The following is a 23777-nucleotide window of genomic DNA, read 5'->3' on the forward strand; positions in this document are numbered from 1 at the left end:
TTCAGGGCCCTCTCAGGTCCGGCCGGGACAGTATTGCCATGACCGAGAACCAGCCGCAGCAGCCGCAGAACCAGCCCGGCCACGACGTACAGGGACCGCAGGGGCCGGAGCGGACGCAGCAGCTGCCGATGTACGGGCAGCATCAGCAGCAGCAGTTCGCGCCGCAGGGCGGGCAGCCGCGGCTGGACTCGGGGCCGCAGGGGCAGCGGCCGGGACAGTACTCCACAGGTGGGAGTGCGTATCCGCAGTTCGGCGCACCGGGGACGCATCAGGGGGCGTCTCCGGGCCCGAACTGGCCCCTCGGCCCGCAGCAGGCCACGGCCACCGCGCCGAAGCCGAAGCGCCGGGCCGGTCTGGCCGTGGTGGCGCTGACCGCGCTGCTGGTCGGCACCGCAGGCGGTGTCGGCGGCGCGGCCGTCTACTCGGCCACCACCGACCACACCGCGAACACCCCGTCCGTGACCGCCCCGCTGAACGGCAACCAGGCGGCACCCGCTTCGGCGCCCGACGGCTCCGTGCAGAGCGCCGCCGCGAAGGTCCTGCCGAGCGTGGTGAAGATCGCGGTCGCGACCCAGCAGGGTCAGGCGACCGGGTCCGGCATCGTGATCAGCAAGGACGGGCTGATCGTCACGAACAACCACGTCGTATCCGGCGCCGGGCAGGGCGCTCAGCTCAGCGTGATCCTGAACGACGGCCGGACCGTGTCGGCCACGGTCAAGGGCACCGACCCTCTCACCGACCTGGCGGTTATCCAGGCGAACGCCACCGGTCTCACGCCGGCCACCCTCGGTCAGAGCGGGAAGCTCGCCGTTGGGCAGGGGGTGGTCGCGATCGGCTCGCCGTACGGCCTGGAGGCGACCGTGACCAGCGGGATCGTCTCCGCGCTGAACCGGCCGGTGACGTCCGGCGACGAGCAGCAGGACAGCACGACAGTCTTCCCAGCAATCCAGACGGACGCCGCGATCAACCCGGGTAACTCCGGCGGCGCCCTCATCGACCTCGCCGGCCAGGTGGTCGGTATCAACAGCGCGATCAAGACCGCCGGCGGATCGGGACAATCCGAGGGCGGGAACATCGGCCTGGGGTTCGCCATCCCGATCGACCAGGCCAAGCCGATCATCGACGAGCTGGTGGCCAAGGGCAAGGCCACGCATGCGCGGCTCGGTGTGACGGTCGGCGACGCGCAGTCCTCCGACGGGCTCACGAACGGAGCACGCCTCGGCGAGGTTACGTCCGGCGGTGCGGCGGACAAGGCCGGTCTGCAGTCGGGTGATGTGGTGACCGCTGTAGACGGCAAGGCGATCGCGTCAGGGGACGCGTTGGTCGCCGCAGTCCGTTCGCACCGCCCGGGCGATGAAGTGAAACTCTCCATCACCCGCAACGGCAAACCCCAGACCGTCAACGCCACTCTCGGCTCCGACAACGGGAACCCCACCGGCTGACCAACCGTCCAACCAAGACCGGACTGCGCCGCCCACCGAGCGGCGCAGTCCGTTTTACTTGGTCCCGTGGAGATTCATCGGGCTCAGGAGCGGTTCCGGACCGCGGACGGGTGGCTGGAGTCGTGGCACTCGTTCTCGTTCGGGGGGCATTACGATCCGGCGAATGTCGGGTTCGGGTTCCTGGTCGCGCACAATGACGAGACGGTTGCCCCTGGCACGGGGTTCGGGACGCATCCGCATCAGGATCTGGAGATTGTGACCTGGGTGCTGCGGGGGGCGCTGGCGCACCGGGACTCGGAGGGGAACAGCGGGAGCGTGTATCCGGGGCTGGCGCAGCGGATGAGTGCCGGGTCGGGGATTCAGCACTCCGAGTGGAACGACGGCGCCGAGCCGGTGCACTACGTGCAGATGTGGGTTCGGCCGGATCGGTTCGATCTGCCGCCGTCGTACGAGCAGGCGGAGCTCGATCTGACGACCGGTGAGCTGATCCCGGTGGCGTCCGGGCTCGCCAGGCACGCGGGCACCACGGCCATCCGCCTGAACCAGGAGTCGGCGGGTATGTCCGTCGCCCGCCTGGTCCCCGGTGCCGCGATCACCCTCCCCGCAGCCCAGTACCTGCACCTCTTCGTCGCAGCAGGTACGGCGAACCTCGAAGGCGCCGGCGACCTCGCTACGGCAGACGCCGTACGAATCACACACGCCGACGGCGAACGCGTCACCGCAGGCCCCGCCGGCGCAGAACTGCTGGTGTGGGAGATGCACCAGTCGAGCTGAGCCAGTGCGCAACCTGCGGCGATGAGGCCTCGGTCGTCCGCAGACCGACATAACCGTCAGGACGTACGGCGACGAGGCCGCGACCGCCACGATCCAGCAGCCGATGGACATGGATCGACCCATCGTCCACCTCGACCGTCGGCGCGTCGCGGAGCAGCAGGAGATGCGTACCGGGCTGAGCTGTGAGCGTCTGCAGCCGAGTGCCGCCGTCCGCGACTGCTACGGGCAAATCGGGCAGCCGGTCGCCGACCCGCAGAGGGAGCGAGTCGGGCCGGCCGTCGTCGATCGACAGCCGGCTGCTCGGGTAAGCGACGCGGAGCTGCGCGAGGATCCGGAAACCGGCGGCCGTCAGATGCCTCCGGCGCAATACGGTGGGCACCACCAACGGTGCACCGACCGGTAGCAGGACCGTACGGATCAGTGCGGCGATCGGATCCAGACCGGACTCCGCCCAGAAGACGAGGTTCGTCCAGGCGGTCGTGGCACGGGCGACCGGCCGGCGCTCCAACTCGTACGAGTCCAGCAGCGTTTCCGGATCCGTGGCGGACGCGGCCTGGGCCAGCTTCCAGCCGAGGTTGATCGCGTCCTGGATTCCCGTGTTCATCCCCTGCCCGCCGGCCGGGGAGTGGACATGTGCGGCATCGCCGGCGAGGAAGACCCGATCGTCCCGGTAGCGATCGGCCAGCCGGTGGCGCATCGGCACGATCTCCGACCAGGCAACCCGGCCGACCCGGGTCTGCAGCCGAGCCGCGTCGAACATCTCTTGCACGTCCCGCGGCGACATCGGGCCACCACCGACCGGTCTGGTCGCCAGCAGCCGCCACGCCGCCTGATCGCCGTGCGGGAACAGAAAGATCAGACCGGCGCGAGTGGTCGACACATGCGCGGTGTCCGTACCGAGGCCGCCGTCCAGCTCCAGATCGGCCTGCACGATCTCCCGGTCGTAGACTCCGCCGCTCGTCCCGATACCAACCGCCTGGCGAACAGTGCTGTCGGCACCGTCACACCCGACCAGATAGTCAGAAGTCGCCTCGCCAAGCCCACGCAACTGCACCTGTACGCCGTTCCTCCGCGCCGACCTGAGAGACGCGAGCTCGACTCCCCGCTCGATCGGGACGCCCCGGCTCTCCAGCGCGGTCGCGAGAACCGACTCGACCCGGGCCTGAGGGAGCAGCGTCAGATGCGGGTACGCCGTGTCCGGCACCGCGAGCTCCGCGATCCGCACCGGGAGCACACGCCCTCGCAGGTGGAGCCGTACGGTCGGCGCGCTGTCGGCGTACCTCAGCAGGGAGTCGGCAACGCCGAGCGGACGCAGCACCTCGAGCGATCGCGCGTGCAGCATCATCGCCCGCGAGGGCCTGGCCGCTTCGGTACGCCGGTCTATCACGCGAACCGCGGCACCCAACGCGTGGGCCTGCAGCGCAAGAGCAAGGCCGGTCGGCCCCGCGCCCACCACCAGGACACGTGTCACCAGGACTCCTGCGGCCGCCACCACTGGTCGGGGGCTGCAGGGCCGTCGATGCAGGTCGGATCGGCGAGGACGTCGTCGCGCCGGAGGCCTGGCAGCACGCGGTGGTGGATCGAGTCGAGTTCGGAGACGAGGGCGAGCGGCCACCAGAGGGCGCGGACGTACCGGTCGGCCTGGTCGGGGCCGTCCCAGTCGTACAGGCCGCGGTACACACCGGACTCATCCGCGGCGAACCAGAGCTTCGACACGAACCCTGGGAAACCGGCGAACAACGGGGTGTTCAGCCAGCTCTCCGCGCGGAACAGCCGGTGTCCGACTCCTCTGACGCGCCGCAGGCGGAACTGGACGATCAACACACACGGGTCCAGCGGGGCCGCCGGCAGCTCCATCACCGTCTCGCGGTAGACGTACGCCGTCGACCCGTTGGCGAACCGCACCCGCCGACCGACCTGACCTCGCGGGAAGCGGATGCGTCTGCGGGCAAGCTGTACGGCGGTCCGCCCCGCGCAGGCCGCCAACCGCGGCAGGGCCACGCCCAATCGCAAATGCTCCACGTCACCACCGTCGCGCGGCGGCGGTCGCCCGGTTACGTCACAAAGTCCCGACCGGCCCGGGACCTTGGTACTAGTCGGTTTGTTCGCTCATGGTCCAGACGTGGCGCAGGGACTGGCCGGCGACGCCTTCGGGGTTCTGGGCGAAGCCTTCGACGAACTGGCTCATGTGCTGCTGCCAGCGCTGGTCGACCGGGTCGTCCTTGAGCTGCGCGACGGCGGCCTCGAAATCGTCGGAGACGACCAGGTGGAACAGGTCGCGGCCACTGCGCCAGATCGACCAGTCGCTGATCCCGGCGGCGCGCATCACCGTGATCAGTTCCGGCCAGACGCGGGCGTGCTCGATCTCGTAGGCCTCTTCGGTACCGGGAAGCAGGCGGCTGTGCAGAGCAAGGCGGGTCACAAAGGAGCAGACTACGCTCGGTACGGCGACCCTGGAACGCGGTTCCAGAATCCGGCCGGGCCGATACGCACAGCGTCTTGGTCCCGATTCGCCCGCCGTCTGGCGCCAACTCCCGAGCGGGTGCGCGCGTCGTAGTTGGGTGAGTTGAGTAGTTTCGCCCTCGTGGCCAGGAGCCACACGCCGAAGACTGTGCCCGGTGTCCATCCGTCGTCGTGCGAGAGTTGGGAACGTGAAGCGAACCACTGCCATCGTCTGCCTGAGTAGTCTGCTGATCACCGCTGGTTGTTCGGACAGCAAGTCCGGCGGCGGGAAGTCCGGGAGCGACGAGCAGCAGGCGTCCGGCGCGGTCATCAAGCAGTTCGCCGACGCCTGGGTGAAGGCCTGGGCCCCGGACGGCAAGCCGGACGCGGCCGGTGCGCTCACCGACAACCCGACGGTGTTCGGCAAGCGGCTCGACGACGTCGACACCGCGCTGGTCGCGAGCACCGTCACGGTCACCCCGCAGGGCGACCCGAAGTGCACCGACGGCACGAGCTGCACCCAGGAGCTCGCCGTCGAGGCGCAGCTCCGCGGAATCGGCGCGATGAAGTGGACCAGTACGGCGACCGCGGTGAAGACCGGCGACGCGTGGAAGATCAAGGCGTCGGGCGACACGATCTACCCCGGGCTGGGCGACAGCAACTACCTGAAGCGGGTCCGCGCGCTTCCGGCCCGGGCCTCGATCCTGGACCGCAACGGCGTCGCCCTGACCGCGAACCGGCCGGTCGTGATCGTCGGTGTCGCGTCGGGCACGAAGGCGACGGCAGCGACGTACGCCGCGTTCACGAAGTACCTGGACGTGGACGGCGCGAAGCTCGCCGCGCGGGCGAAGGCGGCGCCGGCCGGGCAGTTCGTCGACGCGATCACGATCCGCGCCGAGGAGTGGGAGGCGCTGCGGCCGACGATGAGCAAGCTGCCCGGCGTGCTCACCATGGGCGGTACGCAGTCGCTGCCGCCGACCGCGACGTTCGCCCGCTCGATCATCGGCACCATGAAGACGGCGAACGAGGACACGCTGAAGAACGCCGGGCCGACCGCGTCGGCGCAGGACCAGGTCGGCACCACCGGCCTGCAGTACGCGTTCCAGCGGCAGCTCGCCGGGACGCCGGGCGGCACGGTCGCGCTGCGGGACGGCAAGACCAAGCTGACGATCAAGACCGTCTTCACCCAGAAGGGCACCGCCGGCAAGCCGGTGAAGACCACGCTGGACACGAACATGCAGAAGGCCGCCGAGGCCGCGCTGGCGACCAGCAAGCTGCCCGCGTCGCTGGTCGCGGTCCAGGCCTCGACCGGCCAGATCCTGGCCGCGGCGAACGGTCCGCAGGTGGCGAGCTACAACCGCGCCTTCCAGGGCCGGTACGCGCCGGGCTCGACGTTCAAGATCGTCACCTCGGCGGCCTTGCTCGGCAGCGGTGAGACCGCGGCGACGCCGTTGCCGTGCACGGACACGATCAACGTGTTCGGCAAGACGTTCAAGAACTACGACGCGCTCGCGGCGTACGGCAACGGCACGATGCAGACGGCGTTCAACAAGTCCTGCAACACCGCGTTCATCTCGCAGCACGCCCGGCTGCCGAAGGACGGGATGACGAAGGCCGCGGCGATGTTCGGTATCGGGCGGGACCTGAACCTGTCGCTCTCGGCGTACGGCGGCCAGGTCCCGGCGCCGAAGGACGACGTCGAGGAGGCCGCGTCGATGATCGGCCAGGGCACGGTCACCGCCAGCCCGCTGGCGATCGCGCTGGTCGCCGCGACGGTCGATCACGGTACGGCGATGAAGCCGGTGCTCGTGCCGGGCAAGGACGCCGCCGGCGCGGCCGCCTCTCCGTTGCCAGCAGCAACTGTTGCGGCGCTGCGGACGTTCATGCGGACCACGGTCACCGGCGGTACCGCCAGCGTGCTCGCCGGGAACGGCGCGGTCGCCGCCAAGACCGGCACGGCCGAGGTCGTGGTGAAGGGCAAGGTCACCACCAACGCCTGGATGGCGGGCTACCGCGGCGACGTCGCGTTCGCGGTGATCGTCGAGGGCGGCGAGTCCGGCTCTCACACCGCCGGGCCGATCCTGAAGACGTTCCTGTCGAGCTTCAAGTAGGAAGTTGCTGAGAGTTGGCTGAGAGCGCGGGCTGACGGGGATTTCGTCACTTACCGTTGCCGGATGGAAAGCCTGATCTGTCCCAAGTGCCGGGGCGCGATGCGGACGTACGAGCGCAGCGGCATCACCGTCGACCAGTGCGGTGAGTGCCGCGGCATCTTCCTCGACCGGGGTGAGCTCGAGCACCTGGTGGACGCCGAGCTCCGGTTCAACGCACCGCCGGAGCCGCGGCGCGAGGAGAAGCGCTACGAGGAGCAGCGGTACGACGAGAAGCGCCGGTACGACGACCGCCGTCCGGACGAGCGGCGGTACGACGAGCGGCGCTACGACAACGACGACCGGCGCTACGACCCGCGGTACGGGAACCAGCACCAGCACAAGAAAAAGAAGAAGTCGTTCCTCGAAGAGCTCTTCGACTGAGCGCTACCGACGGCCGACGACGGTGCCCTGGGCGATCGCGCACAGGGTGCCGTCGCCGTTCTCGTCGAGGGTGATGAGCTCACAGGTACACGCGGCTTGCCGGCTGCCCGCGTGCACGACCCGGGCCTCGGCCCGCAGTACGACGCCCTGCGCCGGGCGGAGGTAGCTGATCGTGAAGCCACCGGTCAGCACGTCCGGGCCGAGTGCGGATCCGCCGGCGAAGGTGATCGTGTTGTCGGCCGCGTAGCTGAGCACACCTCCGTGCAGGAACCCGTTCTGCTGGCGGAGATCGTCACGGATCGTGAGCTCGAGGGTCGCCGCACCGCCGCCGAACGCGGTGAGCCGCGTCCCCAGCAGCACGCTGAACGGCTGCGCGGCAAGCACCTTCTCGGCCAGCTCGAAAGTCAGCTCCATAGGTTCAAGCTAACCCGGTTAAGGTCAGCACGTGACGACATCTCCGGTGCTCCTGCGCCCAATCACCGACGACGAGTACCCGAGCTGGATGGAGCGCGCCGCGGCGTCGTTCGCGGCCGGCGTCGGACCGGCCCGCGGGTTGACGCCGGACGAGGCGCTCGCCGTCGCGTACGAGCAGACCGAGCAACTGCTGCCCGAAGGTCCGGCCACCGATCAGCAACTGATCTGGATCGCCGTCGCCGGCGACGAGCCGGTCGGCAGTCTGTGGATCAGCACCAAGGCGAAGGTGCCGTTCATCTACGGCATCGAGGTGGACCACGCGCACCGCGGCAAGGGGTACGGCCGGGCCATCATGCTCGCCGCCGAGGAGGAGTGCCGCCGGCTCGGGTACACGCAACTGGACCTGAACGTCTTCGGTGACAACACCACCGCGATCGCTCTGTACGACTCGCTCGGCTACGCGGTCATCTCGCAGCAGATGCGCAAGGCCCTCTGAAAAGCCGCTGGACGGCGCTTTCCGAGACGGCTTACCGTGGTCGGTGGCAGCCGCACGTCGGAAGGACCCACAGGGAGCGATGTCGACACCTCGTCGAGATAACGGTTGATTTGACGTCAACCCGCGCGATCGCACCGGATCGCGGAGCCGGGACGGACCACGGAGTCCACCCGGCAGATCTCATCTGACGAAGTGATCGTCCTGCGCTCTGCGCGTTTGCGCGTTGACGCTGCCCGGTCCTAGGTCGTGGCTGGCGCTTCCGCGCCGTCGCGAGCAGGTGCTCGGTGCGGTGCATCGGCGTGCTGGACCGGAGGTCTCGATGCGGAGCATCGTGGCCTCTGGGCCAGTGCGGCGAGGTGCCGTGCCGAGTGCCGCGCAGCAGGCGGGGAAGCGCCAGCCACGACCTCAATCAACCGACTCCTGTGGAAAGCGGTGCACTCCGTGACGCCTGTTATCGCGGCACACGATCTGACCAAGACCTACACCTTTCATCAGCAGCGCGCCGGGCTCGGCGGTGCGCTGAAGAGCCTGGTGAAACGCAAGTACGAGACCCGGCTCGCCGTCGACCGGGTGACCTTCTCCATCGGACAGGGCGAGGTCGTCGGCCTGCTCGGCCCGAACGGCGCCGGCAAGACGACCACGCTGAAGATGCTGTCCGGCCTGCTGTACAGGACCTCCGGCGACCTGCGGGTGCTCGGCCACACGCCGTCGGACCGCAAGCACGACTACCTGCGCCGGATCGCGCTCGTCATGGGCCAGAAGACCATGCTGTGGTGGGACGTTCCGGCCATGGAGAGCCTGCTGCTGCACAAGGACATGTACGGCCTGTCCACCGCCGAGTTCGACCGCAACGTCGCGGAGCTCGCCGAGCTGCTCGAGGTCGAGCATCTGCTGAACGTGCAGGTCCGCAAGACCTCGCTGGGCGAACGCATGAAGCTGGAGCTGATGGCCGCACTCGTCCACGGGCCGGAGATCCTGTTCCTGGACGAGCCGACGATCGGCCTGGACGTGGTCGCGAAAGCCCGGGTCCGCTCGTTCCTCGCCGACGTGAACCGCGTCCGCGGTACGACGATCCTGATCACCAGCCACGACATGGACGACATCGAGGCGCTCTGTTCGCGGGTGATGATCATCGACCACGGCCGGCTGCAGTTCGACGGCGGGCTCGACGAGCTGGTTCGTACGGCGCGTCCACGCAAACTCGTCCGGGCGACGTACGCGACGACCGTCGACGCCGTGCGGCTGAGCGGGCTGAACGGCGTGACCGCGGTCGAGGTGTCGGGGCAGCAGATCGCGCTCGAGGCGGATCGTGAGCAGGCCGGTACGGTGATGGAGCACCTGACCCGGCTCGGCCCGTTGGTCGACCTCGACGTGTCCGACGCGGACATCGAGGACATCATGCGCGACCTCTTCCTGCGCCGCAGCACGCTGGGAGACGTGTCATGAGCACGCCGGCGCGCAACCTCCGCGTCGTACGCCGGATGACCGCGGCGGAGATCGCGCAGCAGTCCGTGTACCGCGGCGCGTGGATCATCTTCATGCTGGCGAACATCACGATGCCGATCATCTCGCTGCTGATCTGGCGGACGGCGCTCGCGAGCGGGGCCCACCTGCCGGTCGACGAGCGGTACATCACGACGTACTTCGTGCTGCTCGGCTTCGTCACGATGGCCACCTCGTCGTGGATGGCGGGGTTTCTCGCCCAGGACATCCGGCTCGGGAAGCTGTCCAGCTGGATGGTCCGGCCGGCGTCGTTGCTGACCGGGTTCGTCGCGAACAACCTGTCGGAGAAGTTCCTGAAGCTGTTCGCGCTGGTGCCGATGATCGGCATCGTGTGGTGGATCTTCCGCGACTCGATGAACATCCCGGCCGGCCCCGGACGCTGGGCGCTGTTCGCGATCAGCATCCTGCTCGGGGCCATGCTGGTGTTCACGATCGACATCCTGATCGCGTCGCTGGCGTTCTGGATGGACGACGTGAGCGCACTCGTGCAGGCCCGGGTGATCGTCGCGAGCGTGCTGTCCGGCGCCGTCGTCCCGCTGGCGCTGATGCCGTCGTGGTCGAAGGGCTTCGTCGACCACCAGCCGTTCCGGTACACGGTGTCGTTCCCGGTCGAGATCGTCGCGGGTCAGCTGACCGGGCACGAACTGCTGGTGGGGCTGGCGATCCAGCTCGGGTACGTCGTGGTGTTCGCGGCGATCGCCCGGCTGGTGTGGTCAGCGGGCATCCGCGCGTACTCGGCGGTGGGCGCATGAGCACGCTGGACCGGACCTGGTGGCACAAGCAGTGGCGGCATCTGCGGCTGTGGCGGCGGTTCTTCGCGCAGGCGGTGGTGCGAGAAACACATTTCCGTGCGCATTTCCTGACCACGCTGCTCGTCGGCCTCGTGCAGCTCGGGCTCGGCATCGTGCCGACCTTGCTGCTGTTCGGGTTCACGAGCGAGGTACACGGCTGGTCGCGGGCCGAGGTGATCGCGCTGGTCGGGGTGTTCCAGATCGTCACCGGGCTGCTGGCGACCTTCGTCGCGCCGAACCTGAACCGGATGACGACGTACCTGACCGAGGGCGAGCTGGACGGCGTGCTGCTCCGGCCGGTGTCGAGCCAGTTCTACCTGACCTTGCGGTGGATCAACGTCGCGGAGCTGACGAACGTTGCCAGCGGCATCGTTGTGCTGGTGATCGGGCTGGTGCAAGCGGACATCGCGTTCGGCGCCGGTCAGGTCGCGCAGGCCGCCGTGCTGGTCGCCTGCGGTCTGGTGCTGCTGACCGCGGTCTGGTCGGCGATGTCGTTCCTGGCGTTCTGGCTGCAGTCGGTGAACCCGATCGGGTTCGTGTTCCTGAACCTGATGGAGGCCGGGCGGTACCCGCTGGCCTTCTTCCCGGTCGCGGTCCGGACGTTCCTCACGTTCGCCTTCCCGGTCGCGTTCGCGACGACGTTCCCGGTGCGGGCTCTGTCGGGCGATCTGGGGTGGGGGCAGGTTGTCTTGGGTGTCGCGCTCGCGGTCGTGGCCCAGGGACTGGTACGGCTGGTGTGGCGGCGCGGGCTGCTGACGTACTCCAGCGCATCGAGCTGATGTGGTTACCTGTCAGCTATGAGCTGGTGGCTCCTGCACGTGGACATGGATCAGTTCATCGCTGCTGTCGAGATCCGGCGGCGGCCTGAACTCCGTGGCCTGCCGGTCGTGGTGGGCGGGTCCGGCGACCCGACCCAGCCACGGCAGGTGGTCGCCACCGCGTCGTACGAGGCGCGGGCCTTCGGCGTACGTTCCGGGATGCCGGTGCGGGCGGCGTACAAGAAGTGCCCCGAGGCGGTGTTCCTCCCGTCCGACCCGGCCGCGTACGAGGCCGCGTCGACCGAGGTGATGGACACGCTGCGGTCCTTCCCGGTCGTCGTCGAGGTCTGGGGCTGGGACGAGTGCTTCGTCGGCGCCGAGACCGACGACCCGGAAGCGCTGGCGCTCGAACTGCGCACCGCCGTCGCCGCGCGCACCGGGCTGACCTGCTCGGTCGGTATCGGCGACAACAAGACCCGCGCCAAACTCGCGACCGGCTTCGCCAAGCACGAACGCTCCCACGCCGAACCCTTCGAAGGCGCCGCGGGCGGTGCCGGCGTCTACCGCCTCACCGCGGACAACTGGAGGTCGGTCATGGACCACCGCCCGGTCCGGGACCTGTGGGGCATCGGCCCGCGGATGGAACGCAACCTCGCCGAACTCGCCATCACCACCGTCGCCGAACTCGCCGCCGCCGACCTCGACGTCCTGAAGAAACGCTTCGGCCCCAAGATGGGCACCTGGTACGCCGCCCTGGGCCGCGGCCTCGGCGACACCCAGGTCACCGACGTACCCCGCGAGCCTGTCTCCCGCAGCCACGAGGAAACCTTCACGACCGACCTCGTCGAACGCGCCGACGTGGAACGCGAACTCCGCCGCATCGCCACCGAAGTCACCCAGGAAGTCGTCGCCGAAGGCCGCACGATCCAGCGCGTCTCGGTCAAGATCCGCTTCATCACGTTCTACACCCCGATCAAGAGCCGCAAACTCCCCGAGCCGACCCAGGATCCTTCGGTCGTCGCAGCCATCGCGCTGACCTTGCTGGACAAGTTCGAACTACGCCGCCCGATCCGGCTATTGGGTGTCCGCGTGGAATTCGTCCCGCCCGACAGCTAGGACCTTCGCCATCGCGTCGTAGCTTTCCTTGATGGCTTCATGCTTGCCGAGCCGATACCGCTCCAGCCGGATCGCTGCGAGGTGCCGCGCTTCGTAGACCGCTGCTCGCCAGGTCGCGTTCGGCGATCGGTCCACGTGACCGTACGACTCCCAGAACGCCTTCCGCTCGTCGTCCTTCGCCTGCGCCATCCGGATCGTCCAGTCCGCCGCGGGATCACCGAACTCGGTCCGGTCGAAGTCGAGCACCCCCGAGATCAGCGGCTCGGGCGCGTCGGCGTCCAGCAGGCAGTTCACCGTCCACAAATCCCCCGTCAACAACCGCGGCTCCCGCACCTCGTCCAGCGTCGCCCGGTGACCTGCCGCCAACGCGACCGCTTCTCGTACGTCAGCCGAGTCGAGTCCCACGTGCTTCATGTCGTCGGCGATCTGTGTGAGCGAGGCGATCACCGTCTCGCTCCAGGACGCATACGCCGGCCCGGCCGGGCGCCCGAAATGCGGCCCGCGGACGTCGTGCACCGTCCGGGCGATCGCGCCGAGGCGCCGGAAGAACGTCGTACGCCCCGCCCGCGGATACCGTCCGAGCTGCTCAGGCGCAGGGACACCCGGGAGACAGCTCTGGATCATCCAATCCCGATCCACGACCTCGTGCGACCAGTCCACAGCGAGGACCCGCGGCATCAGCTCCGCAATCCCCGCGAGCCAGGGGAGGCTGGCGTACTCATTCCGCATCAACCCCCGCTCGGATCCGAACTGCATCCCCGCCGCCGGCGCAACCCGAAGTACCACCGGCTCGGCCCGTCCGGCCAGCTCGAGCCGGTAGACGCTGTTGTACCCACCGAACCCCAGCTCAACAGCCCTCACCGGCACGCCGCCCTTCCCGAACGCCCGCCGACAAACAGCCTCGATCTCCCCGACATCGAGAGACCGCTGAAACGCCCCCACCCCCCGCCCAACACCCCGAAGCTCCATGCCCGCATTCTGCCGGGGCGGCGGAGCAGAGGGTTGGGGAGGATTTGGTACCCGATTCGGTAAGGGATCCTCCCCAGCTAGGTCCTACAAGCTGTAGGTGCGAGTGGCTGTACCCGCGAAGACGGCTTCTTGTTCGGTCGGAGTCAGGGCGGCGGTCAGGGTTTCGGCGGTTTGTAGGACCTCGGCGTATGTTGCGGCCAGGAGGCAGACTGGCCAGTCGGAGCCGAACATGACGCGGTCGGGGCCGAAGGCTTCGAGGACCACGTCGGCGTACGGTTGCAGGTCGGCGGGTTTCCAGCTGGTCCACGGGGCCTCGGTGACCATGCCTGAGAGTTTGCAGGTGACGTTGGGGAGGGACGCCAGTTCGCGAAGGTGCGACACCCAGGGCGACAGGGGCTCGCCGATGACGGGCTTGGAGATGTGGTCGACGACGAAGGTCAGCTCCGGCAGGTTGCGCGCGGTTTGGATCGCGGCGGGAAGGTGCGGCGTCTTGGTGAGCAAGTCATAAGCAAGACCAGCCGAAGCAACAGCCGCCAAACCCCGCTGTACGTCGGGACGCAGCAACCAATCGACGTCCGGCTCGTCATGGACCTGGTGCCGGATCGCCTTCAAATACGAGCCGTCCGGCCGCGCCAGCAGACCGTCCAGCACGTCCCCGATGTCGTCCGCGGTGAGGTCGACCCACCCCACCACACCCGCCACCAGATCGTTGCCAGCGGCAATCTCCAGGAACTCGACGGTCTCCTCGACCAAGCCTACGGTCTGCACGAGCACCGTCGCCGACACGTCTGCGGCCGCGGCCAACGGCGCCAAGTCTTCCAGGGAGAAGTTCCGCCGGATCGGGTCCAGCTCCGGCCCGACCATCCACGACTGTTCCCGGACGGTCAGGTCCCAGACGTGGTGATGTGCGTCCACCTTGCTCATCGGCAGCCTCTCCTCATCCGACCCGGCGGTCGTCGATGGCATCCTGGTTCCAGTCGATTCCGAGACCGGGGGTGTCCGGAGCGACCGCGTGCCCGTCGACGATATCCATCTCGGTCGACGTGATCGCCCGCAGTTGCGGGATGTGTTCGACGTACCGGCCGTTGGGTACGGCGGCCGTCAGGCTGACGTGTAGCTCCATCAGGAAATGCGGGCACACCGACAGGTTGAACGTCTCCGCCAGATGCGCGACCTTCAGCCACGGAGTGATGCCGCCGATCCGCGCCACGTCCACCTGGACGATCCCCGCGCCACCGGCCGCGACGTACTCACGGAACTGCGAGACGGAGTACAGCGACTCACCGACCGCGATCGGGATCGAGGTCCCCGAGGAGAGCCGCACGTGCCCGGTCACGTCGTCGGCCGGCAGCGGCTCCTCGAACCAGGTCAGGTCCACGGACTCGAAGGCGGCGGCCCGGCGACGCGCCTCGGGGTACGTCATGGACTGGTTCGCGTCGACCATGATGTCCATCGCGGGTCCGACCGCGTCCCGGACGGCCCGCAGCCGCTCCAGATCCTCGTGGACCCGCGGTTTCCCGACCTTGAGCTTCACGCCGGGCCAGCCGGCCTTCTGCGAGGCCAGCGCGCCGGCGACCAGTTCATCGGTTGTCAGGTGCAACCAACCGCCCTCGGTGTCGTACAGCGGCACGCGCTGGCGGTATCCGCCCGCCAGCCGCCACAGCGGCTCTCCGGCCCGCAGGCACCGCAGGTCCCAGAGTGCTGTGTCGACGGCGGCCAGCGCCAAGGAGGTGATCGCCCCGACGGTCGTCGCGTGGGTGGACCAGAACAGGTCCGACCAGAGCGCCTCGACGTTGCGCGCGTCCGCGCCGGCCAGGCGCGGCAGCAGGTGGTCCCGGAGCAGCGCGAGTACGGCGGTGCCGCCGGTGCCGATCGTGTACGAGTAGCCGAGCCCCGTCAGCCCGTCCGCCGTGGTCAGCGAGACGAAGATCGTCTCCTGTTTGAGGAACGACTGAACGGCATCGGTCCGGACGGTCTCGACCTCGAGGTCGACGAGATAGGCCTCGGCCCGGACGATCGCCGTACTCACATTGCCTCCCAAGATCCTATAGGATATTGCGCATCCTGATGCTGCCGCTTCACACTGGACGCGTCAAGACGGACTGCGAGTCGGGCAGAATGCATTTCAGGGAGGAGCGAAGGTGACGGATGCGCATGTAGGTCTGGCCGGGCAGCTCACCCGCCTGCCCCAGCGTCAGGTGCTCAGCGACGACGTCTACGAGACCGTCAAGGGCCTGATCATGGACAGCGTGGTCGAGCCCGGGACCCGGTTGAACATCGATGCACTGACCCGTGAGCTGGGCATTTCGCAGACCCCGATCCGGGAGTCGCTGGCCCGGCTGGAGTCCGACGGCCTGGTGATCAAGGAGCCGCTGCGCGGGTACCGGGTGTCGTCCCGGCTGACCCGCGCGGAGTTCGAGGACCTCTTCGAGTACCGGTTGCACATCGAGCCGTGGGCGGCCGGGCGCGCCGCCGAGCGGTCCGGCACCGACGACCTGGCCCGGCTCAAGGCGGAGATGCTCAGCTACACCGACGTCCCGGACCGTCCGTCGTACGAGAGCTACCGGGCGATGGCCGCGCACGACCAGCGGTTCCACGACCTGGTGCTGGAGCTGTCCGGGAACGAGACGGCCCGGCTGTCCTTCCAGCGGACACACTGCCACCTGCACCTGTTCCGGCTGTACTACGGTGGCGGCATCGCGACGAAGGCGTTGCGAGAGCACAAGGCAGTGGTGACCGCCGTCCGCAAGGGCGATCCGGAGGAGGCGTCCGCGGCGATGCGGTCGCACATCGAGGCCTCCCGCGCCCGTCTGCGGCCCATGTTCGACGCCTCGACCAAGACTGACTGATCCAGGGAGACACCTGTGGAACTGCTCCGCCTCGGCGCGGTCGGCGAGGAGCGCCCGTACGTGCGCGCCGCCGACGGCACCGTTCACGACCTCACCCCCCTGACCGCTGACATCGACGGCGCGTTCCTGGCCGCCGACGGCGTCGCCCGGACCCGCGCCGCGCTCGAGGCCGGCGAGCTGCCGGTCGCCGACACGGAGGGTCTGCGGGTCGGTGCCCCGGTCGCGCGGCCGGGCGCCGTGGTCTGCATCGGCCAGAACTACGCGGCGCACGCCGCCGAGTCCGGCGCCGAGCCGCCGAAGCAGCCGATCGTCTTCTTCAAGCACCCGAACACGGTCGTCGGTCCGTACGACGAGGTGCTGGTGCCGCGCGGTTCCGCGAAGACCGACTGGGAGGTCGAGCTCGCGGTGGTGATCGGCAAGCAGGCGCGCTACGTCGAGACCGACGAGGACGCGCTCGCGTGCATCGCCGGCTACACGGTGTCGAACGACGTGTCCGAGCGCGCGTTCCAGATCGAGGTCTCCGGCGGCCAGTGGTCGAAGGGCAAGTGCTGCGAGACGTTCAACCCGCTCGGCCCGGCGCTGGTGCCGGCCGACGAGGTCGACCCGACCAACCTGACCCTGCGCTCCTGGGTGAACGGCGAGCCGCGCCAGGACTCGAACACCTCGGACATGATCTTCTCGGTGGCCGCGCTGATCCGCGACCTCTCGCAGTACATGGTGCTCAGCCCCGGCGACATCGTGAACACCGGTACGCCGGAGGGCGTGGCGCTGTCCGGCCGGTTCCCATACCTGTCGCCGGGTGACGAGATGGAAATGGAGATCGAGGGCCTCGGCCGCCAGAAGCAGTCCCTCGGCAAGGCCTGAAAACTGTCCCCGGCCGGTCCTAGGGTCGGCCGGGTGACCTACCTGGACGACATCAGCAGCTCGTACGACAACGTCGCGGTCTCGTACGCCGAGCTCGTGGTGGACGGCGCCGACTGGGAGGCGGAGGCCTTCGACCTGCTCGCCAAGCTCGTCGCGGGGAGCGGGCGGCCGGTGCTCGATGCCGGGTGCGGACCCGGCCGGACGAGCGCTCTACTGGCCGAGCGTGACCTGCGGGTTGTCGGGATCGACCTGTCGCCGGGCATGATCGAGGTCGCGCGCCGCGACCACCCGGACCTGGACTTCCGGGTCGGTTCGATGACCGCGCTCGACCTCCCGGACGGCTCAGTCGCGGGCATCGTGGCCTGGTGGTCGATCATCCACCTGCCGCGCGACGTCGTGCCGCAGGCGTTCGCCGAGTTCCACCGGGTTCTGGCGCCCGGCGGCGTGCTGCTGCTCGGATTCCACGTCGGCACCGAGTCCACCCACAAGACTTCCGGGTACGGCGGGCATCCGATGAACATCCACGTCCACCGGTGGACGGCCCCGGCCCTGACCGAACTGGCGGTCGCCGCGGGCTTCACGCCGTACCCGTCGGAGCTTCCCGAAGACCGGTTGCTCTTCGGGAAAGTAGCCTCTACGGCATGACTTCTCGCGTGCGAACGGTGACGTTCGATGCCCACGATCCGTACGAGCTCGCCGGTTTCTGGCTGCAGGTCCTGCGCGCCGAGCGTCCCGACGACGACCAGCCCGGCGACCCGTACGCCTCCGTGCCCACCGACGGCCTCACGGTCCTGTTCGAGCAGAACAACGACGAGAAGTCGGTCAAGAACCGGGCCCACCTGGACCTCGAGCCGGACACCACCCGCGACGAGGAGGTCGCCTGGCTGCTCACTCTCGGCGCCACCATCGCCCATGACCGCCGCGAGGCCGACGGCACCGGCTGGGTCGTCATGCAGGACCCGGAAGGCAACGAGTTCTGCGTACTCCGCAGCGCCGCCGAGCGCGCGGCAACCAGCTGACCGGCTCTACTCCGGGATCGACGGCGTCTCGCCGGACAGGGTGAGGCGCCAGTCATCGTCCCAGCCGTGGATGGTGACCTGAAAGCCGTTGTACCGCGCGGTGGCCCGGTGGTGACCGTTCTCCACCGGCGCGACGTTGGTCTGCCAGCCGCGCGCGGCCAGGGCGGCGACAGCCGCGGCGACCTGGCCGGCGGGGTCGACCACGGACGGGTTGCCGTTCTCGACCGTGATCGAGCAGACCGTGTCCGGTCCGCTGCCGTCCGACATCACGCCCGGATCGACCGGCCCGACGTCATGGGCGACGATGCCCTCGAAGCCCGGCACGGCGGCCGCGGCGACCGTGAGCAGTTCGGCGCGGAGGAAGTCGCGGGCCTCGGTCAACGTCATCGTTCAGGTCCTTCCTGCTGCCGCGAACGCGGGGTTCCGTCGAGGACAGTTTTCCTCGACGGTGTCGACGCGACCGTTCGCAGCATCGCGAGTCCGTCGAACGCCTTCGAGATCGGCACCACCACCGGCGACTGCCCGAGCGTACGCAACGGTCCGGCCCAGGACATCCCCAGCATCCGGGTCTCCTCGGCGGGCGTCGTGCGGGCCCCGAGCGTCACCGCGCCCAGCTCGCCGCGGACGATCCGGCCGACGTTCTTCATCGACTCGCTGTTCTTCGCGAAGTAGGCCATGTGCCCGGTGATCTGTACCTGCTCGTTGTCGGTCTCGATCCGTACGGCGTCGGTGAACGACGCGGGATCGGGGCCATGCTGTTCGGCGTACGACACGTAGTCGCCGCGCGATCGCGCCACCGCGAAGAACTCGGTACCAGGTGGCGTCAACTGCGCCGCCGACGTGATGCTCGGGTCGACACCGGGGCTGCCGGTCAACAGGTACCGATGAGCGCGGGCGCCCTGCATCATCGCCCGGGTGACGACCTGCGCACCGTAGCTGTTCCCGATCAGCGTGACCTTCGCGCCCGGCGATCGCACCATCGCGAGCCCCTCCTGGAAGCGGCACAACAACGGCGCAGCCGCCCGGGCGCTCTCGGTGGACCTGCCCTGCGTCAGCCCGAGCGGTGCGTGGTATCCGAGCCAGACGATCGTCGCCGTCCCCCGGCCGGCCTCCTCACCGATCTCCTTCGCCCGCACCGACTGCGCACGGACGCGCTCCAGGTCGTTGTTCATCCCCGGCACCAGGACGGCGATGTTCTTGGCGGTCCGCAGATCGCCCTGGACCTCGATCATCCGGCCCTGACCCTCCGGGTCGACGAGCAGGAACTGCCGGGGAACCTCCACCTCGACACGATTGCCGGCGGCGTCGACGTCCAGGCGCTTCCCGGCCGGCTCGAGCATCTCGTTGAGCGTCACCAGCCGCCGGCGCTGCGCGAGGGTCGCCTGCCGGTTCTCGACCAGCGTGTGCAGCCGCTGCTGCGCGGCGACCAGGATCAGGTGGTTCGCGCGGTACCGCAGCTCGGGCGGCGCGCCCTCCAACGGCCCGACCTGCTCCGGCCGGCTCTCCGCCAGGGCGATCGCCTGTTCGGCGGGCAGTGACCGGAAGAACGCGTCCGCTTCCGCGACCGCCCGGTCGTCCGGCAGGTCCCGCAACCGCAGGAGCAGCGCATCGAGGTCCTCGGACATCCCTCACCTCACCAGACACGGCGACAAACGCTTGCCGGTGCATCCTAGGTGAGGCTGGAGGTCGTGTTACAGCTCGTCGACGTAGGGCGTCTGGCCGGTGAACGTCAGGCGCCAGTCCGTGGTCCGGGCGGTGGCGGTGAGGTCGTAGCCCTGGCGGCGGGCGGTGAGTTCGTGGCGGCCTTCGCTGGGCTCGGACACGGTCACCTTCCAGCCGCGGGACTCCAGGGTCTCGGCGGCGAAGCCGATCTGGGCCCCGGGATCGGGGGCGGCGGTGGTCGGATCGCCGGTTTCGACGGTGATCGTGCAGACCGACTCGGGTCCGCTCTCGTCGGACAGCGCACCTTGGTCGACGGGGCCGACGTCCTGCGTCACCGTCGGCTTCTGGTCAGGGACGACAGTGGCTGCCACCGCGAGGAGTTCCGAGCGGAGGAAGTTGCGGGCTTCGGTCAGGGTCACGCTTCCGTGATACACCGTGCGGCCAAGGCTCGCGAGGACACGCCGCGTTTCGGCCGTCAAGAACCGACCGGTGTCTCCCCGGTGAACGTTATCCGCCAGTCCGTCGCCCAGGCGTGGACGGCGACGTCGAAGCCGTCCCGGCTGGCGGCGACGCGATAGTGACCGTCCTCCTCCGGTACGACGTCCGCGGTCCAGCCCCGCGCGCGGAGGGTCGCGGCCGCGGCGTCGACCGTCGCGGACGGGTCGGGCGCCTTCGGGTTGCCGGTCTCGACGGTGACCCGGCAGACCGTTGCCGTGCCGCGACCGTCGAACAGGACGCCGGGATTCACCGGCCCCGGGTCGTGCGTGACGACCGGACGCTGATCCGGTACGACGGCTTCCGCCACCGCAAGCAACTCGCTGCGCAAGAACTCCCGGTCGCTCGTCATCGCTGCCGCCCTCCCGAGCCTCGTGCCGCGCTGTTCGTCCGGTGCGCCGCGGTCTGCCCGGCGGCGGATCCGGCCGACTGCTTCGACGGCTTGGTGAGCCCCACGATTCCGTCGTACACCCTCGACGCCGCGCCCGCGACACCGTTCAGCGCACCGCCCCACGACGTACCGAGGAAGAGTTTGGTCTCGGTCGCCCGGCTGGTGTTCGTGGTGGTGATGTGCCCCAGATCGCCCCGGACCACGCGGCCGATGTTGCGCAGCGCCTCGCTGTTCGGCCGGTAGTACTCGTTGTGCCAGTGCACCGACACCGGGTCGTCGCCGCCCCGCGGGTCGGCGGTCGCCATCCGGATCGCGTCCGGGAAGGTCGCCGGATCGGGCCCGTGCCACTCCGAGTACGACACGTAGTCGCCCGGGGCGCGCTCGGTGTACAACCGGGTCGGCGGCTGCACGAAGTCCGCGGCCTCGTCGACGTACTTCGCGATCCCCGGCGATCCCGTCATCACCAGCCGTTTCGGCCGGGCGCCCGCCATCACCGCCTGCGCGGCCACGTCCGTGCCGTACGAGTGCGCGACCAGCGTGACCTCGGCGTCCTCGGACTTCAGCTCGTCGAGCTCGTTCAGGAACCCCGCGAGCCGCGGACCGCCCTCGATCGCCGCGTCCTTGCTCGCCGCCTCCACCAGGCCCTGCGGCGAGTCGTTTTCGAGCCACACCACGACCGCCGTACCCGGGCCGGCTTCCTGCTTGATCAGGTCGCCGCGGTCCGACTGTCCGCTGAACGTGTCGAGGCTGTTCCCCATGCCGGGCACCAGCACCGCGACGTTCTGCGCCTGCTGGAGGTCGCCGAGCACCTCGACCGCACGCCCCTGGCCGTCGGGGTCCACCGAGTAGAACTGCCGCGGCCGCTGCACCTCGATGACGTTGCCGTCGGCATCCAGCTCGGACACCGTGACAGGGGTGAGCAGCTCCTCGATCGTCGCCAGCCGCTTCTTGTCCGCATCGGTTGCGGTCTCGGCGTCGACCGCACTCTGCAGACGATCGCGGGCGACGACGAGCAGGGCATGATTCGCACGGAACCGCTCGGCAAGCTGGTCGGACTCAGCCATCGTGACTCCCCGTGACAGCCGGTCACCTGGGCGTGTAACCGGGCCAACCGCAGTTTGTCAGCTCCAGGGGGCCAGGGAAAGTGACCAGTTGCCCGAGTGGTGCGAGAGGTTGACCGCCGCGAGCGGGCGTACGTCGACGTGGCGTAGCGACTCCGCCGGCGCGTCCACGACGTACAGGACGATCGCGCGGACGATCGCCGGGTGGACGACCGCGACCGCCGAGCCGTGGTCCCGCGCCGCGACGTCGCCCAGCCAGTCGGCGACCCGGGCGATCACGTCGTTCTCGGTTTCGCCGTTCGGTGTCGCGGTGTGCGGCCGATCCAGCCACTCCGCAACGCCCGACGGATCGGACGCGAGCAGTTCCTCCAGCCCGCGTCCGGCCCAGTCGCCGTACTCGCGATCGCGCAACGCCGGCTCCACCACCGGGTCGAGCCCGAGCGCCGCGGCGGTTCGTACGGCGGCCCGCTCCGGACCGGCGTACGCCGCATCCGCGGACAGCTTCAGCTCGCGTGCCGTCTCGACACTCGCCCGATCCGGCTCGGCGTCACCACCGAGCACGAGTCCACGCAGCGCAGGCGTCAAGGCGTGCGCGACCAAGGTCAACCCCGTCACATCGCCACCTTTTCTCGAGCCGGCCGGCGGTCCACCGCGACCGCATACCCGAATCCGAGCAGAAGCCACAGCGTCGCCTGCGTACCGAGCGAGGCGAACCGGAACTGCCACAGCAGCGTAGCGGGGAACGACTCCGGAACCTCGTTGATCCGCGGCAGAATCAGGTACGCCGCCACCACGGTGACGACCAACCCGGCGACACCACCCGCGAGCCGGGCGACCTCGCCGTACGGCGCCGCCCACCGGGACAGCGCGACACCGGCCCAGACCGCGAGCAGGCCGATCACGAGCGTCAGCAGATACGTGACGGTCCGCTTGGTGATCGTCTCCGGATCACCGACCGCAGGCGGGTTCGGCGGGTATTTGAGGAACGGGACAAGTACGACGCCGACGAAGCCGGCCGCGGCGAGTCCGAGCGCGGCGTACGCGTCGTTGGCGGTGCCCAGCTTGCGGCGCAGCAGCGTGTACGCGACGGCGAACAGGCCGCCGAGCGCCACGCCGTACAAGCTGGTTGCGAGGAACAGACCGGCCTTCTGGCCTTCGCGGCTGACCAGCGGTTCTTCCTCGTGGTCGTCGCCGTGCTCATGGGCCTGGTCGTGGTCATGGGAGTGCGCGGCACCGGCCTCTTCGATCGCGATCGCCGCGTCGACACGCGACTCGCCCAGCACATAGGCGAACGTTCCGGCCAGCAGGCCGGCGAAGAGTCCGACGATCAGTCCGCGCACCAGGAGCTGTCCGAAGGTGCGCATCTGATCTAGTGGCAGGGCACGCCGAGCAGATGCCGACCGTCGTGCATCAGCTCGTGCAGGAACATCCCCGAACGAGACACCGCACCCTGGTCGAACCCGACCAGATACGCGAGCAGCAACATCAGGCCGACGCTGAGCAGCGCGACGGCGAGGAGCCGGGGAGAAAGAGCCGGTACGGCGACCGAGCGGGCAGGAGCTGCCATCTGAACTGAACCTCCTGGGGAAGTGCGCGTCCCCTTCGAAAGGCTGCGATGCCCGAGCGTCCTGACTTACGAGCCGAAACTCGATCACAGTGGCGCGGCCGCGCCGGATTCGCACCGGCTTCCCTCATGGCACCGCAGGTTGACCCTCGAACCGTAAGGTCCCCACCAACCCCCGGTCAACGCACCCCGGCGCGCCGGTGACCAATCCCACCTGCGCATCTCCGAGCCACGCGGCGCGGGCACAGCCGCCCTACTCGTGACGGGTACGACCGGCCCACGCGTGTGACGGGTACGACCGGCCCACGCGCGCCCCGCCCCGGAGTGCCGCGGCCCCTCGTCGGCCGCCTGCTGGTGTCGGGGTTGTCGAGTCGTGGAGATTGGCGGTGCGAACGGACCGATATCCACGACTCGGCGCAGGGCCCGGGAGCCAAACGCCACGACTCGGGGGCGAAGGTGGCGACCAGCCAGAAGCCGACTCGACACGGTCATCCGCGGTCGGCACCGCCCGGGCTCAGGAGGTACGCCGACACCGTTAGGGGCGTGAGGTACACGCTCGGTCGGACGCATCTGTTCCTCGCAGAGTGCGCAGCGACCAAGCAGCCCGCGGGCGGCAGCACGCAACTCCGGCGCCAG

The 23777-nt window shown here is 69.3% G+C and carries 28 protein-coding genes and 1 riboswitch; of the genes, 13 read left to right on the forward strand and 15 right to left on the reverse strand.

Annotated features, from left to right (window positions below; all coding sequences use genetic code 11):
* Positions 1-38: 38 nt before the first annotated feature.
* Positions 39-1442 carry a trypsin-like peptidase domain-containing protein gene (locus tag AB0L64_RS00530; RefSeq protein ID WP_363706241.1) on the forward strand — a complete coding sequence of 468 codons (1404 nt, stop codon included), beginning with the start codon at positions 39-41 and terminating at the stop codon, positions 1440-1442.
* Between the two features lie 66 nt (positions 1443-1508).
* Entirely contained in the window at positions 1509-2216 is a 708-nt protein-coding gene (locus AB0L64_RS00535; protein WP_363706243.1) for a pirin family protein, read from the forward strand.
* On the opposite strand, the gene AB0L64_RS00540 is transcribed toward AB0L64_RS00535, so the two are convergent.
* The 3 genes from AB0L64_RS00540 to AB0L64_RS00550 form a co-directional block, all read right to left on the reverse strand.
* Positions 2158-3687 carry an FAD-dependent monooxygenase gene (locus AB0L64_RS00540; protein WP_363706246.1) on the reverse strand — a complete coding sequence of 510 codons (1530 nt, stop codon included), beginning with the start codon at positions 3685-3687 and terminating at the stop codon, positions 2158-2160. The genes AB0L64_RS00535 and AB0L64_RS00540 overlap by 59 nt on opposite strands.
* A complete protein-coding gene (locus tag AB0L64_RS00545) occupies positions 3684-4238 on the reverse strand; it encodes a hypothetical protein (RefSeq protein WP_363706248.1) in 555 nt (184 codons plus the stop codon). The genes AB0L64_RS00540 and AB0L64_RS00545 overlap by 4 nt, the downstream gene beginning before the upstream one ends.
* A 70-nt stretch (positions 4239-4308) precedes the next feature.
* Positions 4309-4638, reverse strand: coding sequence for an L-rhamnose mutarotase (locus tag AB0L64_RS00550; RefSeq protein ID WP_355694057.1), 330 nt, complete (start codon positions 4636-4638; stop codon positions 4309-4311).
* 229 nt (positions 4639-4867) lie between these two features.
* On the opposite strand from AB0L64_RS00550, the gene AB0L64_RS00555 reads away from it, so the two are divergent.
* Both AB0L64_RS00555 and AB0L64_RS00560 read left to right on the forward strand, forming a co-directional pair.
* Positions 4868-6769 carry a penicillin-binding transpeptidase domain-containing protein gene (locus AB0L64_RS00555; protein WP_363706250.1) on the forward strand — a complete coding sequence of 634 codons (1902 nt, stop codon included), beginning with the start codon at positions 4868-4870 and terminating at the stop codon, positions 6767-6769.
* 63 nt (positions 6770-6832) lie between these two features.
* Positions 6833-7189, forward strand: a complete 357-nt coding sequence (locus AB0L64_RS00560; protein ID WP_363706252.1) for a zf-TFIIB domain-containing protein — start codon at positions 6833-6835, stop codon at positions 7187-7189.
* A gap of 3 nt (positions 7190-7192) precedes the next feature.
* Here the strand turns inward: AB0L64_RS00560 and AB0L64_RS00565 are convergent, their stop codons facing one another.
* Entirely contained in the window at positions 7193-7603 is a 411-nt protein-coding gene (locus AB0L64_RS00565) for a PaaI family thioesterase (RefSeq protein ID WP_363706254.1), read from the reverse strand.
* Between the two features lie 31 nt (positions 7604-7634).
* Between AB0L64_RS00565 and AB0L64_RS00570 the strand changes: the two genes are divergently transcribed.
* From AB0L64_RS00570 to AB0L64_RS00590, 5 genes are all read left to right on the forward strand, one after another.
* On the forward strand, positions 7635-8099 hold the full coding sequence (locus AB0L64_RS00570; protein ID WP_363706256.1) for a GNAT family N-acetyltransferase: 465 nt from the start codon (positions 7635-7637) through the stop codon (positions 8097-8099).
* Between the two features lie 441 nt (positions 8100-8540).
* Positions 8541-9545 (forward strand): ATP-binding cassette domain-containing protein, encoded by a 1005-nt coding sequence (locus AB0L64_RS00575; RefSeq protein ID WP_363706258.1) that lies wholly within the window; start codon positions 8541-8543, stop codon positions 9543-9545.
* Complete coding sequence (locus tag AB0L64_RS00580; protein WP_363706260.1) at positions 9542-10354, forward strand: ABC-2 family transporter protein; 813 nt, start codon at positions 9542-9544, stop codon at positions 10352-10354. Before AB0L64_RS00575 ends, AB0L64_RS00580 begins: the two co-directional genes overlap by 4 nt.
* A complete protein-coding gene (locus AB0L64_RS00585) occupies positions 10351-11172 on the forward strand; it encodes an ABC-2 family transporter protein (RefSeq protein WP_363706262.1) in 822 nt (273 codons plus the stop codon). The genes AB0L64_RS00580 and AB0L64_RS00585 overlap by 4 nt, the downstream gene beginning before the upstream one ends.
* A gap of 18 nt (positions 11173-11190) precedes the next feature.
* Positions 11191-12267: a DNA polymerase IV gene (locus tag AB0L64_RS00590; RefSeq protein ID WP_363706264.1), complete on the forward strand. Its 1077-nt coding sequence runs from the start codon at positions 11191-11193 to the stop codon at positions 12265-12267.
* Here the strand turns inward: AB0L64_RS00590 and AB0L64_RS00595 are convergent.
* From AB0L64_RS00595 to AB0L64_RS00605, 3 genes are all read right to left on the reverse strand, one after another.
* A complete protein-coding gene (locus AB0L64_RS00595) occupies positions 12226-13128 on the reverse strand; it encodes an aminoglycoside phosphotransferase family protein (protein WP_363706266.1) in 903 nt (300 codons plus the stop codon). The two genes, AB0L64_RS00590 and AB0L64_RS00595, sit on opposite strands and share 42 nt — an antisense overlap.
* A gap of 192 nt (positions 13129-13320) precedes the next feature.
* On the reverse strand, positions 13321-14202 hold the full coding sequence (locus tag AB0L64_RS00600) for an amidohydrolase family protein (RefSeq protein ID WP_363706268.1): 882 nt from the start codon (positions 14200-14202) through the stop codon (positions 13321-13323).
* Complete coding sequence (locus AB0L64_RS00605; protein WP_363706270.1) at positions 14174-15265, reverse strand: mandelate racemase/muconate lactonizing enzyme family protein; 1092 nt, start codon at positions 15263-15265, stop codon at positions 14174-14176. Before AB0L64_RS00605 ends, AB0L64_RS00600 begins: the two co-directional genes overlap by 29 nt.
* Positions 15266-15377: 112 nt before the next feature.
* Between AB0L64_RS00605 and AB0L64_RS00610 the strand changes: the two genes are divergently transcribed.
* From AB0L64_RS00610 to AB0L64_RS00625, 4 genes are read left to right on the forward strand one after another with little or no spacing between them, the layout of a single operon-like run.
* Entirely contained in the window at positions 15378-16085 is a 708-nt protein-coding gene (locus AB0L64_RS00610) for a GntR family transcriptional regulator (RefSeq protein ID WP_355694036.1), read from the forward strand.
* 15 nt (positions 16086-16100) lie between these two features.
* On the forward strand, positions 16101-16949 hold the full coding sequence (locus AB0L64_RS00615; RefSeq protein WP_363706273.1) for a fumarylacetoacetate hydrolase family protein: 849 nt from the start codon (positions 16101-16103) through the stop codon (positions 16947-16949).
* Between the two features lie 33 nt (positions 16950-16982).
* Positions 16983-17594 (forward strand): class I SAM-dependent methyltransferase, encoded by a 612-nt coding sequence (locus tag AB0L64_RS00620; RefSeq protein WP_363706275.1) that lies wholly within the window; start codon positions 16983-16985, stop codon positions 17592-17594.
* Entirely contained in the window at positions 17591-17968 is a 378-nt protein-coding gene (locus AB0L64_RS00625) for a VOC family protein (RefSeq protein WP_355694031.1), read from the forward strand. The genes AB0L64_RS00620 and AB0L64_RS00625 overlap by 4 nt, the downstream gene beginning before the upstream one ends.
* A gap of 6 nt (positions 17969-17974) precedes the next feature.
* Here the strand turns inward: AB0L64_RS00625 and AB0L64_RS00630 are convergent, their stop codons facing one another.
* The 8 genes from AB0L64_RS00630 to AB0L64_RS00665 form a co-directional block, all read right to left on the reverse strand.
* Positions 17975-18355, reverse strand: a complete 381-nt coding sequence (locus AB0L64_RS00630; RefSeq protein ID WP_363706277.1) for a hypothetical protein — start codon at positions 18353-18355, stop codon at positions 17975-17977.
* Positions 18352-19593: an alpha/beta hydrolase gene (locus tag AB0L64_RS00635; RefSeq protein ID WP_363706279.1), complete on the reverse strand. Its 1242-nt coding sequence runs from the start codon at positions 19591-19593 to the stop codon at positions 18352-18354. The genes AB0L64_RS00630 and AB0L64_RS00635 overlap by 4 nt, the downstream gene beginning before the upstream one ends.
* A gap of 66 nt (positions 19594-19659) precedes the next feature.
* Positions 19660-20049, reverse strand: coding sequence for a hypothetical protein (locus AB0L64_RS00640; RefSeq protein ID WP_363706281.1), 390 nt, complete (start codon positions 20047-20049; stop codon positions 19660-19662).
* Between the two features lie 56 nt (positions 20050-20105).
* Positions 20106-20477, reverse strand: a complete 372-nt coding sequence (locus AB0L64_RS00645) for a hypothetical protein (protein ID WP_363706283.1) — start codon at positions 20475-20477, stop codon at positions 20106-20108.
* Complete coding sequence (locus AB0L64_RS00650) at positions 20474-21580, reverse strand: alpha/beta hydrolase (RefSeq protein WP_363706285.1); 1107 nt, start codon at positions 21578-21580, stop codon at positions 20474-20476. The genes AB0L64_RS00645 and AB0L64_RS00650 overlap by 4 nt, the downstream gene beginning before the upstream one ends.
* Positions 21581-21637: 57 nt before the next feature.
* Positions 21638-22192 (reverse strand): histidine phosphatase family protein, encoded by a 555-nt coding sequence (locus AB0L64_RS00655; RefSeq protein WP_363706287.1) that lies wholly within the window; start codon positions 22190-22192, stop codon positions 21638-21640.
* Positions 22189-22941 carry a CbtA family protein gene (locus AB0L64_RS00660; RefSeq protein ID WP_363706289.1) on the reverse strand — a complete coding sequence of 251 codons (753 nt, stop codon included), beginning with the start codon at positions 22939-22941 and terminating at the stop codon, positions 22189-22191. The genes AB0L64_RS00655 and AB0L64_RS00660 overlap by 4 nt, the downstream gene beginning before the upstream one ends.
* 5 nt (positions 22942-22946) lie before the next feature.
* Complete coding sequence (locus tag AB0L64_RS00665; RefSeq protein WP_359935910.1) at positions 22947-23144, reverse strand: CbtB-domain containing protein; 198 nt, start codon at positions 23142-23144, stop codon at positions 22947-22949.
* A gap of 56 nt (positions 23145-23200) precedes the next feature.
* A riboswitch (cobalamin riboswitch) is annotated at positions 23201-23267 on the reverse strand.
* Between the last annotated feature and the right edge of the window lie 510 nt (positions 23268-23777).

This window comes from Kribbella sp. NPDC051936 (assembly GCF_040680955.1).
Classification (GTDB): Bacteria; Actinomycetota; Actinomycetes; order Propionibacteriales; family Kribbellaceae; genus Kribbella.

Bases quoted from the DNA above. Each gene is read 5' to 3' on its own strand.
- AB0L64_RS00530 (WP_363706241.1), top strand. From the start codon at position 39: ATGACCGAGAACCAGCCGCAGCAGCCGCAGAACCAGCCCGGCCACGAC.
- AB0L64_RS00560 (WP_363706252.1), top strand. From the start codon at position 6,833: ATGGAAAGCCTGATCTGTCCCAAGTGCCGGGGCGCGATGCGGACGTAC.
- AB0L64_RS00565 (WP_363706254.1), bottom strand. From the start codon at position 7,603: ATGGAGCTGACTTTCGAGCTGGCCGAGAAGGTGCTTGCCGCGCAGCCG.
- AB0L64_RS00580 (WP_363706260.1), top strand. From the start codon at position 9,542: ATGAGCACGCCGGCGCGCAACCTCCGCGTCGTACGCCGGATGACCGCG.
- AB0L64_RS00585 (WP_363706262.1), top strand. From the start codon at position 10,351: ATGAGCACGCTGGACCGGACCTGGTGGCACAAGCAGTGGCGGCATCTG.
- AB0L64_RS00590 (WP_363706264.1), top strand. From the start codon at position 11,191: ATGAGCTGGTGGCTCCTGCACGTGGACATGGATCAGTTCATCGCTGCT.
- AB0L64_RS00600 (WP_363706268.1), bottom strand. From the start codon at position 14,202: ATGCCATCGACGACCGCCGGGTCGGATGAGGAGAGGCTGCCGATGAGC.
- AB0L64_RS00625 (WP_355694031.1), top strand. From the start codon at position 17,591: ATGACTTCTCGCGTGCGAACGGTGACGTTCGATGCCCACGATCCGTAC.
- AB0L64_RS00630 (WP_363706277.1), bottom strand. From the start codon at position 18,355: ATGACGTTGACCGAGGCCCGCGACTTCCTCCGCGCCGAACTGCTCACG.
- AB0L64_RS00635 (WP_363706279.1), bottom strand. From the start codon at position 19,593: ATGTCCGAGGACCTCGATGCGCTGCTCCTGCGGTTGCGGGACCTGCCG.
- AB0L64_RS00645 (WP_363706283.1), bottom strand. From the start codon at position 20,477: ATGACGAGCGACCGGGAGTTCTTGCGCAGCGAGTTGCTTGCGGTGGCG.
- AB0L64_RS00650 (WP_363706285.1), bottom strand. From the start codon at position 21,580: ATGGCTGAGTCCGACCAGCTTGCCGAGCGGTTCCGTGCGAATCATGCC.
- AB0L64_RS00660 (WP_363706289.1), bottom strand. From the start codon at position 22,941: ATGCGCACCTTCGGACAGCTCCTGGTGCGCGGACTGATCGTCGGACTC.
- AB0L64_RS00665 (WP_359935910.1), bottom strand. From the start codon at position 23,144: ATGGCAGCTCCTGCCCGCTCGGTCGCCGTACCGGCTCTTTCTCCCCGG.